This is a genomic window from Pseudofrankia asymbiotica, from assembly GCF_001983105.1.
GTDB classification, from domain to species: Bacteria; Actinomycetota; Actinomycetes; order Frankiales; family Frankiaceae; genus Pseudofrankia; species Pseudofrankia asymbiotica.
In genome coordinates, this window is the sequence record NZ_MOMC01000091.1 from 23317 (window position 1) to 36873 (window position 13557).

At 68.8% G+C, this 13557-nt stretch carries 9 protein-coding genes and 1 pseudogene; 7 read left to right on the plus strand and 3 right to left on the minus strand.

All coding sequences use genetic code 11. The annotated features are described in order from the left end of the window. Positions 1 to 6 precede the first annotated feature (6 nt). A complete protein-coding gene (locus tag BL253_RS34380; RefSeq protein WP_076821812.1) occupies positions 7 to 210 on the plus strand; it encodes an ABC transporter permease in 204 nt (67 codons plus the stop codon). 79 nt (positions 211 to 289) lie between these two features. Further along, a complete protein-coding gene (locus BL253_RS34385) occupies positions 290 to 2425 on the plus strand; it encodes a cell division protein FtsK (RefSeq protein ID WP_076821814.1) in 2136 nt (711 codons plus the stop codon). A gap of 462 nt (positions 2426 to 2887) precedes the next feature. Here BL253_RS34385 and BL253_RS34390 read toward each other — a convergent pair whose 3' ends face one another. Then, on the minus strand, positions 2888 to 4336 hold the full coding sequence (locus tag BL253_RS34390) for a recombinase family protein (protein ID WP_076821816.1): 1449 nt from the start codon (positions 4334 to 4336) through the stop codon (positions 2888 to 2890). Positions 4337 to 4393: 57 nt separating this feature from the next. Between BL253_RS34390 and BL253_RS34395 the strand changes: the two are divergent. The 4 genes and pseudogenes from BL253_RS34395 to BL253_RS34415 form a co-directional block, all read left to right on the plus strand. After that, positions 4394 to 4876: pseudogene (locus BL253_RS34395) on the plus strand (SAM-dependent methyltransferase); the annotation flags it as partial. A gap of 1438 nt (positions 4877 to 6314) precedes the next feature. After that, the gene (locus BL253_RS34405) at positions 6315 to 7292 is read left to right on the plus strand and encodes a hypothetical protein (protein ID WP_076821824.1); all 978 of its coding nucleotides are present in this window, start codon (positions 6315 to 6317) and stop codon (positions 7290 to 7292) included. A gap of 477 nt (positions 7293 to 7769) precedes the next feature. Continuing rightward, positions 7770 to 8624 carry an SAM-dependent methyltransferase gene (locus tag BL253_RS34410; protein WP_081438984.1) on the plus strand — a complete coding sequence of 285 codons (855 nt, stop codon included), beginning with the start codon at positions 7770 to 7772 and terminating at the stop codon, positions 8622 to 8624. 343 nt (positions 8625 to 8967) lie between these two features. After that, positions 8968 to 11583 carry a diguanylate cyclase domain-containing protein gene (locus tag BL253_RS34415; protein WP_076821818.1) on the plus strand — a complete coding sequence of 872 codons (2616 nt, stop codon included), beginning with the start codon at positions 8968 to 8970 and terminating at the stop codon, positions 11581 to 11583. Here the strand turns inward: BL253_RS34415 and BL253_RS34420 are convergent. Beyond that, positions 11508 to 12185 (minus strand): IS6 family transposase, encoded by a 678-nt coding sequence (locus BL253_RS34420; RefSeq protein ID WP_076820874.1) that lies wholly within the window; start codon positions 12183 to 12185, stop codon positions 11508 to 11510. The two genes, BL253_RS34415 and BL253_RS34420, sit on opposite strands and share 76 nt — an antisense overlap. An 81-nt stretch (positions 12186 to 12266) precedes the next feature. Here BL253_RS34420 and BL253_RS34425 point away from each other — a divergent pair, with 81 nt between their 5' ends. Then, entirely contained in the window at positions 12267 to 12881 is a 615-nt protein-coding gene (locus tag BL253_RS34425; RefSeq protein ID WP_241835303.1) for a hypothetical protein, read from the plus strand. A gap of 15 nt (positions 12882 to 12896) precedes the next feature. Here BL253_RS34425 and BL253_RS34430 read toward each other — a convergent pair. After that, positions 12897 to 13557, minus strand: a 661-nt coding sequence (locus BL253_RS34430) for an HAD family hydrolase (RefSeq protein ID WP_476644133.1), incomplete at its 5' end; no start/stop codon positions are given.

A 13557-nucleotide genomic window follows, 5' to 3' on the forward strand; every position in this document is an offset into this window, starting at 1 on the left:
TCCGTTATGCAGACGACGATTGTCATTCTTCTCGGACTTCTGCTCATCGTTTCTCTGATCGCGCCCCGGCTACGCGCTCGTAGCCTCGTGCCGCTCGTGTGTATTCTGCTCGGCTGGTTCTGGGCGGGCTCGGGATTCGTCCCCACGCTCACCGACGTCGGGACGGCTATCCGGGATTTCTTCCGGTCGCTCCCGATCCACTGGAGCTAAACCCTATTTCGCAGACGAGCGCGCCCCGCCGTCCCCTCGGCGGGGCGCGCCCCACCCCCCTTCTTTTGCGGAGTCCCCCATGTCCGAAGACCATCTCCCCGTGCCCGCCGAACGATCCGGCTGGGTTCCCGATATCCCCGCTGTACTCGCCGAACTCGACACCATCCGTGGGCGTGACCGTAGCTTCGAATGGGCACTCGATCCGCCGCCGGACGATGCGCCGGTACCGGTCGATCCCGCCCCGCTCGGGGCGGGCGACGTCACCCGGCGTCCGGTGATCCCGCCAAGCCTGCGCCGTGACCAGCTCACCGCGACCGCCCGGCACGTCGGTGGGCGGTGGGCGCACGCCAGCGCCTATCACGCCGTGCGCGCTCCGTGGTACCTGCTGGTGATCGTCCAATCGGCCGTCATCGGCGCCGGGAGGCTCGCCGTGCGGTTCGGCCGGTGGTGGGCACACGCCGAGTCCGTTCCGGCTCGTCAGGCTGCCGCTGAGAGCCGCGATGCGGCCGTGTGGCTACGTCTGGACCGTGAGGTTCGCGCCACCCGCCGCAGCCGCACCGTGATCGCCCTGGCCGTCGCCGGCGGCGCGTTGACGGTGCTGGCCGTGTTCGGGTCGGTGCTCGGTCCGCCGACGCGGCCCGGTTGGCTTCCGCTGTGGCTACCGCTCGTGGCCGGGCTTGCCTATGCGGGCCGTCCGGCGGGACGCCCGCTGATCGCCCCGGCGGTCGTGGCGCCACGGTTCCGCAAGCTGTCCGCCGATATCGTGTTGCGCGCCTACTACGCGGCGAAGCTGGGCGCGGACAAGGATGACCAGCGCATCACGTTCGGTTCACCGATGGCCCGTGATGGTGACGGTTCCCGCGTCACCGTGGATCTTCCCTACGGGAAGGGTTTCACCGACGCGGTGAAGGCCCACGGCGCGATCGCGTCCGGGCTCGACGTGGCCGTCAGTCAGGTCTTTCTCACCCGCGATCCAAGCTCTCACCGCCGACACGTGCTGTGGGTGGCCGACCGTGACCCGCTCGCCATTCCCGCCGGGCGCACCCCGATCCTGCGCGGCCAACCCACCGACATCTGGACCCCCGCCCCGTTCGGGCTCGATGAACGCGGCCGACTCGTCACGATCGACCTTCTGTGGCAATCGATCCTTGTCGGTGCCCAGCCACGGCAAGGAAAGACGTTCTCTCTGCGCGCGTTGGGGCTGTTCGCGGCACTCGATCCTTATGTGAAGCTCACTGTCGCGGACGGGGGCGGTAAGCCCGATTGGCGTCCCTTCCGCGCTATCGCCGATCGGGCGGTGTTCGGTCTGGCGCCGAGCCGCGACGGCGACCCGATCGAAATTCTCATCGACACGTTGCGGGAGATCCGTGACGACGTCCAGGCCCGATATCTGGCCCTGTCGGACCTGCCCGCCGAGCTTGTCCCGGAAGGAAAGCTCACCCGCGAGATCGCCCGTGACCCGCGCTATCGCATGCCGGTTCGTATGGTTCTGTTGGACGAGTTCCAAGAGTTCTTCGCGACCGGAACCCCCGCCGCGGATGCCGAGATCTCCACCCTGCTCGTCTATCTCATCCGGGTTGCCCCGGCGGCCGGTGTCATCATCGGAAGTGCCACGCAACGGCCCTCCGGGATTGGGAGCGGCGACGTCGCGAAGAAGTTCACGGACTACCGCGACAACCACATTGTCCGTTTCTCACTACGCACGGGATCGTGGCAGGTCTCAGACCTTGTGCTCGGCGCGGGCGCTTTCAGTGAAGGGCTCGATTCGTCGACCCTGACCGCCGATCACAAGGGCGTCGGGATTCTGCGCGGGGYGAGTGAGGCCAGTCCGACCGTGCGGACGTTCCTCGCGGACGCGCAAGACGCGGAACACCTCACCGCGCTAGGTCGGACRTTGCGCCACCACGCCGGAACGCTCACCGGGCAAGCTGCCGGAGAAACGATCCGCCGCGACGAACGCGACGTTCTCACCGATGCGGTATCGGTGTTCGCGGACGGCGCGCCGGGACTGCACTGGAGCGATCTTGCCGCCCGTCTCGCGACCGCCTACCCGGAGCACTACCGCGACGTGACCGCCGAAGTGATCAGCGCCCAGCTACGCGCGCTCGGCGTCCCGAGCGTCGCCGTCCGCCGCGACGGCCAGGTGCAAAAGGGCGCCCGCATCGCCGCGATCCGCGACGCCCAACAGCGCCGGACCGACGGCGGCGGGGGGTAACCGCCAGCCGGGGGTGTAACCCACGGGTTCACACCCCCGGCTGCCCCCACACCCCGCCTGAGCAGCACCAACACCACCCCGTAACAGGTAACCGCGACCCGCCCCCGCAGCCCGAAACGGCCGAAAACGCGGCTTCGGGCGGGCGGCACGCTGTTACCCGTTACCTCCCGCCGGGACACCACCCCATCCCACACGGCGCTGAGAGGAAGCCACCGTGACCGCGCCAGCGTCCGCGCCACAGCCCGCAGACGACGCCCCCAGCGTCCCGCAGGACGGCCCGCGACCAACCGGCGACCCTCCCCGCGACGCTGATACCCACCCGCCCGAGGCGGCCGTGGTGGTCCTGTCGGCCCGCGATGTCAGGCTCCCCGACGTGCTCCGGCACCTCGAAGCCGGGAGAACCGTTCTCATCGTTTCCGCACCCGACGAACCACCCGGCGACGCGGATAGCTAGACCGAGACTTACAGCGTGGCGTGCGCGCCTTCTCGGCGGAAGCACAGCCCGTTACCCAGATCCACGACATCGTCCGCGCCACCCGCGCCCGTGAATCCCGTACCCACCGTGATTCCCCACTGCCCGCCATGCTCGGACAGCGCCAGACCCCAAGACTCTCTGATAGCGCGGACCATTCCCCGCTTCACCTCGGTATCACCAGCCGCCCACATCTGGCCAACCGTCTGCCCGGTTTCCGCGTAGTCGTACACATCGGGAACAACCGCGAATCCGTCGATCGCCACCCGCAACGCCTTGCGCGTCGCGACCAGCTCGTCTAGCTCGTCATCATCTTCCGTCACCGACAGACGACCCTGAATCCTGGCGAGTTCCGCCCGCATCTCGTCCAACTCGTGAGAGTTCCCCGCCACCCGCTGAAACGCCAGAACCGGCGTCACGTCACCGGACAGCATCGCATCAATAACGTCGATCACGGGCGTAGCGTCACAGCCAGTGAAAACACCGCACGCGATACGCCGCTTCGCGTGGCCACCACAACGAAGCTTCGGAGCGCGCTGGTTCCCCGCCGGGGTCCGGCCGCCATGCACGTGCAACTTCGCGCCGCATGACGGACACCCGAGAATACCGCTCAGCCAGTTAGCGGCCTGCGCCACCGGACGGCCACCCTTGTTCCCCCGCCCGTCCGTCAGGTTCGCGGCAAGCACCTTGTTCGCACGCCACCACAACGGCGACTCCACCACCGGGGCAACCTGATGCCCCCACACTTCGGTCGCACCCTCATGCGTATACCGGCACTCCACCACCCCCGTGTGGTTCGCGGGAAACCGCACAAGGTTCTTCACCGACGCCGGGTACAGATCATAGACGCGACCGACCGACGACAAGGACTCACCATCAGCGACACGCGCGTAGATATCCCTGACCTTGTCCAGGTCAACACAGAAAGCCTGCTTCGCGTAACGATCACCGCGAGTCGCCCAGAATGCCGGCAGTGGACCGTGATGACCACCATTCGCGACAATCATCGAAATCCCGCGATACGTCGTCCGCCGCACCGTCGCGGACTTCTCGGCATTCGCGTGCTGCGCAACCAGAGTGACAACACGGCCAGCGAAATCCGTCTTACCGAACTGAGGCTCCGCAATCGAGATGACGTCACCACCCACAGACCGAATACCCAACAGGATCTCCGCCTGCGCGTCCAGATCGTCACGACGGTCAAGCCGAGACGACTCGGTCACCAGAAGCGCTGAGTAGTCACCACGCGCGATATCAGCGATCACCTCACGCAGCGCCGGTTCCTGCGCCCCATGGCTCGCCGAGTACCCATGCAGCCGGAACCACTTGACGATCGTGATACCCCGCTGCGCGGACTCCTCCGTCAGGATCTTGACCTGCGACGACTCATCCTGGCTACCCGTGGACACCCGGACAAACCCCGCGCCTAGCTCGCCCACTGCCCCACCCTAGGTGTCGGTGCCGATCTCCGTCATCGTGCACACTACCCGACATCGAACGACCCGATCGTCCTGGCGCACGGCCGCGCGCTGCTGGCCAGCGATCAGACCACCAGAATCATCACCGCGGACGCGCGGGATCCGGCGGGAATCCTGACGCATCCCGATGCGACCGCGCTGCTCGACTTCTCCCGGCCCGTCGCCGTGCTCCTGGTAGCCCTGTTCCACTTCATCCAGGACACCGAGGACCCGGCCGGTCTGCTCGCCCAGTTCCTGGACGCGGTCCCCTCGGGTTCCTACCTGGTCCTTTCTCATCTGACGACGGACGGGCCACCGGCCGAGGGCGTGGCCCGCACGGAGGCGGCATACCGCGACGCCACCTCGCCCATGACGTTCCGGCCGCGCGCCACGATCGCGAGCTTCTTCGACGGCCTGGATCTCGTCGAGCCCGGCCTCGTCCGGCCCTGGCAGTGGCACCCTGGCGACGACGGGAGCCCGCGTACCGAATGGCTGTATGGCGGAGTCGCCCGCAAGCCCTGATCCGGACATCCCCGGCGGCCTGCCGCCCAAGGCGAAGGGGCGGGACGGCGACCGTGACGGGCGACTTCGGCCACCCGCGGTCGGCGTTGTCGCCCACCCAGATGGGACGCGGACCACTCAATGGGACACGGACCACTCAGCGGACCCGTAATCTTTTCATCGATTTCACTGACTGGGCAGCTGGGCCGCGGTTCCTGATACGCGACCGCCGGGCATTTCAGCGTCTCGTTCGACGTGGGCGCCTCCGGTGCGGTCATCATCGATGTCGGGATCGCACCCCGCCCTAGTTCCTCGGACAGACACCTCCGCGGAGCGGTCGGCCGCACCATCCGCGCCAAGGAAAACGACCGCACACTGATCTTCGGCGAACGGTACCCGCGCACCGTGCTGGCCGCCTACCGCGACGCCGCTCGGGACGACGCCACGCCGCTCCCTCCACCTCCCTCCACCCCGGCCTCAGTCCACCGGTCGCCGACGCCATGACAGGCCGGATCATGGGCCGACGCGCCCTCGGCGGTCTCATCAACGGGCGCCACCTGGCCACGTGAAACCGCAGGTCAAAACCGGTGATCAAGTTTCGGCCCCCGGCGCTGGATGAGACAGCCAGATGAGACAGGCGGGGCGGGAAGCGGAGAGGCCGGCCGTCGGATCCGACGGCACACCGGGCACGGTGGCGACGGCGGTGAGCAGCGTCCCCGCTCAAGGTGCGGCGGACCTGGATCGCCATGTGGCCCACCACGGCCACCGCGTCCGGCGGCGCGAAAACGGGGATCGATGACCGATGACCGGGCGCGGCTGGCGGCTCTCACCGCGGACCGAGACAAATCACCTCACCCAAAGTCGGATTGGAGAACCCGCTTCAACTCGTCGCGACGGAATCCTACGGACCGGTTCGGTATTTCGAGCCGCTTGCGACGGCGCCTTGCGACCGTCGGCCCCGGAGGCTGCGCACAGAGCCCCACAATGTTGTCCCGAAGTCCTCGTTGTGCGACCTTGCCGCGCATCAGGCCGCCAGGTTTCCTGGCGATGCAGCGTTCCGCGGTCGTTCGTGGCACGCCAGGCGGGCAGGCAAAGGGGAAAGATGACGAGGGAGCGCGTGCGGAGCCATGGGCTTGCGATACCCGATCTACATCGTCCGGGATGGGCTGACCCGAACCGGACCGKACCGGACGGTCCAAGTACTCCGCACGTCGTCGCTTCTGATCGTTGCCAGAGCAACGAAACCGGTGGTCAGACGCCCCACATCCCCGCATCCGCGGCACTTGGGTCGTATCATCCGCAGCTACCGGGGCGGGGGGTCGGGGAACCCGCCGGTAGGCCCATCCCCCCGCCCGACGCGCTGGCGGCGCGCGTGCGAGGGGACCGGAGAAAGGACCTGCGCAGTGCCGCGAGCCCATCCTTCAGCGAGCCTCCCAGCCGCCGCCCGGACGGTGTGTGGGTGAGCCTCGTGGGAGCACGCCCCAAAGGGCCACGCCCAGATCTGAAGGATGGACCTCAGAAAACCCTCCTGACCCGCCTGAACGAGCTCAACAATCCCTACCGGGTCAGTTACGACATGGTCGCCCGGCAGCTCTGGCCGGACCAGGGACCACCCAAGATCCATCGTTCGCGGACCCGGGATCTGAGCCGCCAGTTCCGCGGCGAGAAGGCCATCGAATGGCGGGTCGTAGAGATCTACGTCAGCCTGCTTTTCGCCGAGGCCGACCCGGCGCTGACGGCAGAGCTCCCGATCCTCCGTGAGCTGCACGGGCAGGCGTTCGAGACGACCGTCGACCCCGACGGCGCCCCCGCCCCCGCTCCCGCCCCGGAGCCCAAGGCCGCGCCGATCGACCCGGCCTACGTCGCCGAGCTGGAACGCCAGCTGGCGGAGGCCCGGACCCGCGCGTCCTTCGCCACCGCGCTGCTCGTGATCGTGCAGGCGGAGAACACGGCGCTGCGCGGCCGCGGCTCGTCCTTCGACTGGTTCAACCAGCCTTCCCGCTCGGACGGCACCGCGGCCCTGGCCTCCGAGGCCGGCTCCCGCTCGCGCACCGGCAGGCGGACCGCCGCCGAACCGGCCGCCGGACGACCCGCCAGCGGCCGCGCCAAAAGCGCCCGGTCCGGCACGGACGCCTCCCAGCCGATCGACCCAGCCACCACGCCGATCCGGCGCCAGGACTATCGCTCCGGGCAGCGCCGCCGCTCTGGCTCGAACAGATCCTCGCTGGCCGACGCCTTCCCGCCCGGCGCCCGCACGCCGGCCCACCCCGTCGCCGCCGCGCCGCCAGCCCCGTCGCCGGCGCTGGCCGCCCCCGCCCGCAACCGCTCGGCATCGAGCTCCCAGCGCCACGCCCAGACATCCGACCCAGTTACCGACGACTCCAGCCTGGACTTGCTGGTCAGCCACGAAAAACGCCGCCGCGGCAAGAACAGCTGAGCCGCCGGTCTCAACGATCTCGCTCGCGAGGTCAAAGACGTTGACGGCCTCCGCTCAAGGCCGACCTGTTACGGGTCATCGTGTGCCAGGCCGCGTCCGTTCGCATGGAGTTCCACGTGCCGACCATCGCGCGTCGACGGGAGCCGGCGATCCCGGGTGCGCGGCGGCCGCGACGTGGGTCGCTTGGGACGATATGGCCTTCCGGCAGGCCGACAGCGGCCCGGCCGAAGGCGTCGTTCGCGGGGAAGCCCGCTCGGGCGGCGCCGAGGATGACCTGGACGCGGTCAACGACGCGTCCGCGCCGAGACTCCGCCCTGGCCGAGAGCCAGCGACCATGCGCGGATTGGGCAGATCCGGCCTGTCACCGATCCAGCCCGCGAGCCGGACCACAACGGGCAGACCACGCCGGCTACGGCCCTCGCCCAACCGGATCAGGGCTCGTTAGGGTTGATTTGTCATCAAAATGTGGAGGTAAGGATGTCACCGTCCGAGCCAGCCGCGAGGGCGCCGGAACGGACCGACCCCACCTGGCTGCCTGCCGAGATCGACACCTCGACCGCGCACCCGGCCCGGCGCTACGACTACTGGCTCGGTGGCAAGGACAACTTCAAGGCCGACCGTGAGTCCGGGGATGCCGTCGCCGCGGCGTTCCCCGAGGTGCGGACCGCCGCGATCGAGAACCGGGCGTTCATGCGCCGGGTCGCGCGGTTCCTCGCCGGCGAGGCCGGGATCGACCAGTTCCTGGACATCGGCACGGGCATCCCCACCTCGCCGAACCTGCACGAGATCGCCCAGTCGTTCAATCCCACGGCGAGGGTCGTCTACGTCGACAACGACCCGATCGTGCTGGCGCACGCGCGCGCCCGCCTGGACTCCGATCCGAACGGGTCCACGGTCTACCTGGACGCGGACATCCGCCGGCCCGACGACATCCTCGCGCATCCCGACGTCCGCCAGGCGCTGGACTTCTCCAGGCCGCTGGCGCTGATGGTCGTGGCCGTGCTGCACTTCGTACCGGACGCCGACGACCCGTACCGGGTGGTGTCGCGGCTGGTCTCCGAGCTGCCGCCGGGCAGCTATGTCGTGCTGTCCCACGCGACCAGCGACTTCATGCCACCGAGCACCGCGACAGAGGTAAACGACGCCGATAAGGCCACAAAAGTCACGTTCCAGTTCCGCGGTCACGACGAGTTCGCCCGGTTCTTCGACGGCCTCGAGATCATGCCTCCGGGAATCACCTCGGTCGCCCACTGGCACGCCGACGACGAGAGCCAGCCCCGCCCCACCGCCGCCGAGACCGCCGTCTACGGGGCGGTCGCCCGCGTCCCCTGACCGGGCCGCCGACCGGCCGGCCTTCGCGGCCTCACCCTGCCGGGAGCGTCCAGCCGGACGCTGAACGAACATGCCCCGCGGCCCGTCCGCGAACCGACCTCCACCGGTACCGCCGTACGTCTCTTCGACGCGGGTGAGGCCGCTGCCGCTGGCTGGCCGCCTGGCTGCCTGGCTGTCGCGAGCCGGCGGCCGGTGCCGCCGTGCCTTCGCGCGGTTCCTCGGCGGCCCGTCGGGTAGCGACGCACCCACCGGGTAGCGATATCTAGGTGATGCGTCGGCGAGGTGGCGCCCAAGGATTAGCTGGCTTCGCGCGACCCGGCAGGACGAGGTGGTGTGACTGGCGATGACGGCTGCGGAGGGCGACGAGGAGACTTGGCTCGTTGAACTGTTCGACGTCCTGCGGATAGGTCTGACCCTCAGCGGTGTGCATGATCGCCGAATCCGACGCGCGAATGCCGCCGTATGCGGCCTCGCCGGCCGCGACGAGACCGACCTTCTGGGCACGGACTGGCGGGATCTGGTCGACCCGGCCGAGACCGACGATCGCGCCAGCATGTGGCCACCGGATCTTCACGCCGGTGGGAGTGAGGAACGCTGGCTTGTCCGGGTAGTCCGCCCGGACGGCACCGTTGCGCACGCGCTGGCGTCCAGCACGTTCATGACCGTGGCCGGCGAATTATGCGTACTCACCCAGTTTCAGGACGTGTCCGAGCTGGTCTCGACTCAGCTACAGCTGCGAACGGTACTCGATCATGTGCCCGTGTCGGTCTTCCTTCTAGACCATGAAGGCCGGGTGATGGTTCGCGCCGGGTCCGCTGCCCGGGGTTCGGACGCTTCGGCGCGCATGCTGGACGAGCCGAGCATCCGCGCGGCGTTCCGCGACCGCCCGGACGTAGTGGCGATGATGCGCCGATCGCTGGGTGGCGAGTCTGTCCATGAGGTAGTCGGAGCGCGTGGCCGCTGGTTTGACGTGCACTTCGCCCCGGTTCCGGGTCCCGCTGGCCGGCCCCCTTCACTCGCCGGCGTCGCCAGCGATGTGACGGAACGCGAGACTGTGACCGCCGAGCTCCGTCTCCGGACGGCCCGTCAGACCGCGCTCGCGGACCTCGCGCAACACGCGCTGGAGATCAGCGAAGAGCGGACGCTGTGGAATCTGTGTATCGAGACACTCACCAACCAGCTCGAGGCCGATCTGGTCACGGTGCGGCGACGACGACAAGCATCCGACGACGGCAACGCCGATGTCGCTTCCACAGCCGAAGCTGACGCTGACGCTGACGCCGGACCGCGAAGTCCGGCCGACACCATGGTTCCACCCAGGCCGGGATCCGCGGACGGACCGCTCAGGGCCGGACCGGCCGCGCGGTATCCCGTCGACAGCGCCGTCCATGCCGTCCATGAGGACCCTCAGGAGTCGGAAACGGACTCGTATGTCGTGCGCGTGCCGGTCGGTGCCGCGGCTGAGCCGATCGCGACGATCACGGTGCGGCGCGCGAGCCGCCCCCTGGCATCCGAGGATGTCGCGTTCGCCCAATCCGTCGGTGCCGTCCTCGGATCGGCGGTGCTGAGGATTCGCATGGAGGAAGCAGCCCGCTTCCGCTCCCTGCACGACCCGCTGACCGGCCTGCCGAACCGGACGGCGTTGCTGGACCGTTTGCGGCGCAGTCTGYACCGGGCCCGTCGAGACGGGCACCAGACGGGCGTGTTGTTCATCGATCTGGACGGGTTCAAGGCGGTGAATGACACGTTCGGGCATCTGGCGGGCGACGAGCTGCTCAGGGTGCTCGGCGACCGGCTGCAGCAGGTGATCAGACCCGGGGACATCGTCAGCCGGCTCGGTGGCGACGAGTTCGCCGTGTTGTGTGACAACGTCGACGGCATGTTGGATCTACGCGCGATCGGCGAACGGGTCATGGATGCCCTCGCGCCGGCCGTCGAGCTACGGCAGCCGGTCAGCGTCGGCGGCAGTGTCGGGCTGGCGCTGTCCGGACCCGACCTCACCGACGCGGAGCAGCTGCTCGATGCCGCCGACGTGGCGATGTACGAGGCCAAGCAGGGCGGACCCGGGCGCTGCGTCGCCTACGACGAACGCATCCGGGCGGCGATCGCCACCCGACTGCGCGATGTCACGGAACTGCGTCGAGCCTTTGGTGCCCATGAGCTGATTCCACGGTTCCGGCCGATCGCGGACCGCCGCGGCACGGTCGTCGCCGCTGAGGCGATCACCTGCTGGCTGCACCCCTCCCGGGGCCCGCTCGGACCGGAGGAGATCGAGCCAATCGCGTTCGAGGCCGGACTCAGCGGCGACCTCGATCGTTGGCTGGTCGGCTGCTTGCTGCCCTTCGTGGACGGCTCGAGGAAGCCGCCCCCACCGGTATCGGAAGCTGGCGAATCGGCCGGCGCTGAAAACACCCGGCCAGCTGACAGTTTCGGCGATGGCCTCCCGCGTGAGCTCTGGGTCCAGATCTCCGAACGCGGCCTCCGTGACGTCACGCTCCGAAAGGCGATTATCGCCGCACGGTCCGACCATCGGTCCGACCAGCGGTCCGACCAGCGGTCCGACCAGTCGACGCCTCCAGCGCCAGTCCTGTGCGTTCTCATCCCGGACACGCTCAGAGACCAGGACCGCGCGGGCTCCGACGCGATCATCAGGGAGTTCGTCGACGCCGGCATCGCGGTCCGCCTTGACTTCACCGAGTTCGGTCCGCTGCGGGCGGTGAGCGCGAGCAGCATTCCGCGGGGCCTCAGTGGCGTCCGGCTCAGTAAGAAACAAGTCCACGCCGTGGAGTACGACGACATGGCCCGGGCGATCCTCGGCGGACTGGTCGGGTCTGTTGCGTTCGGAGGGCTGGGGGCGCGCGGAGGCCATGGCAGGCTCGAGGATCAGACCGCCGCGGCGAGCTCGGTGAACGCGACCGATAGCCGCAGTCGCGGATCGGCGTCGGTGGCAAGTTCGTAGTGGCCGCGGCGGATATTTTGGATCAAGGCATGTCCGGTGCTGACCGTCTGAGCGGAACGCAGCCGTTTCAGCCCGCGCATCGGTCGCAGCCTGGCCTTGAGTCGGCTGTGGTCGGACTCGATCCTGTTGTTCTCCCGAGCGGCGTCGACGTGGCAGGCCTCGGGCAGCAGCTCGTCGAGGACCCGCGGGTAGACCGGGGCCTTATCCGTGGTGACCTCGACCGGCCGGCGGCCATGGGTCAGTGCCTGCTGGAAGAACCGGCGGGCGGCGAGCTGGTCGCGCCGTTCGCTGGCGAGCACGTCGATGACCTGGCCGTGCTGGTCGACGGCCCGGTAGAGATAGGCCCACCTACCTGCGATCTTGACGTAGGTCTCATCGACGAACCACCTACTGGCCGGCCGGTGCCGGCACGGCCGGGCTGCCTCGACCAGCAACGGCGTGAACCGGCGCACCCATCGGTACACAGTCACGTGATCAACCTCGATGCCGCGTTCGGCGAGCAGCTCCTCGACGTCCCGATACGACAACGCGAACCGCAGATACCACCGCACCGCCAGAACGATCAACTCGGGCGGGAACCGGAACCCGGCGAACTCCGACACCGGGACCGGCGGACGAGGACGGCAGCGAGCCATCATCCGATCATGCCGCGGCCCCCGCCGCGGACACCACGGCCCCGGCCGGTGCAACAGACCCCCGGCGACCACGCCCTTGCCGCCACAGTGCTCGGCCACATGGCCTTCGTCCCCGGGTTCAGTCAGGACCCTGACGGTGCGCGGAACCTGATCGCCGCCGCGCTGCAGCACTGCTGGCACGGCGTCCACCCCATCGTCCGGTCCTGGTTACACTGCGTGTCCTCCGAGGTCGAAGCCAGAAACTGCGCCTCGGCAACCAGCCGCCACCACATCGACCTCGCCGAAGCATCGCTGCCCGACGATGCCGGCGACCTCGCGTGGTTCGACTTCTACGACGCGGCCCGTCTCGATTCGTTCGCCGGTTACGCCGCCCTCACAACAGGTGATCATCCGGAAGCTGCTCGCCGACTGGCCGCAGCGGCCGACCGCCTCGGCGCGCGGGGAAGCAAGCAGCGCAGCGTCATCCTCGCCGATCTTGCCGGAGCGCACGGCCAGGACGGCGACCGCGTCGCTGACTATCTTGGCCAAGCGATCGAGATGCTCACCACCGACTGGTACGCGGCTGGGATGGACCGTGTGCGCGCGGTTCGGCCGCTGCTGGGAGACAGCAAGCACGGTCGACACATCGACGGGCAGATCAGAGCACTGTCACCAGCGTCGTGACCTGCGCCTGGAGTGTCAGTTCGCCTCGTTGTGCTTGCGCACCAGATCCGGTAGGTCGCTCAGAGAGTCAAGGTGAAACAGGCAGCGGTCGGCGACTTCGGGGTCCTCAAGGATGTGACCCCACGGGCCCCGACGGATGAGGGCGGTCGCCATGCCGACGGCTTGGGCGGGGCGGATGTCGTTGTCAAGCCGGTCACCGACGTAGAGCACCTCCCCGGCCGGACAACCCGCTTCGGCGACGACGCGGTGGAAGAACTCCGCCGATGGCTTCTCTACACCCCAGCCGTCTGACGTGCCGATCACGTCGACGGATAAATCCAACGCCCGCAGGATGGCCTCCGCGCGGGCGGTCTGGTTGCCCGCCAGTCCGACCAGCAGACCTTCGGCGCGCAGACCTGCCAGGCAGGGCCGCGCATCGGCATACAGGTTCTCCTCACCGAACGACTCCGGATGCCCGGCCGCCGCTCGCCGCTTCCGCTCCGCCCCTAGGTCAAACCCGGGCTGGAACGCCTGGAACACCTCCCTGTAGTCCAACCCACGCGCGATCACGGCGCCGAACACCGCCGAGAACGTGTGCCGAGGCACCCCCAGCCAATCCGCCCACGTCCCGTACTCCCGGGACTCATCCACGATCGTCTCACCCACGTCGAAGAACACCGATCTGATCGGCACGCGG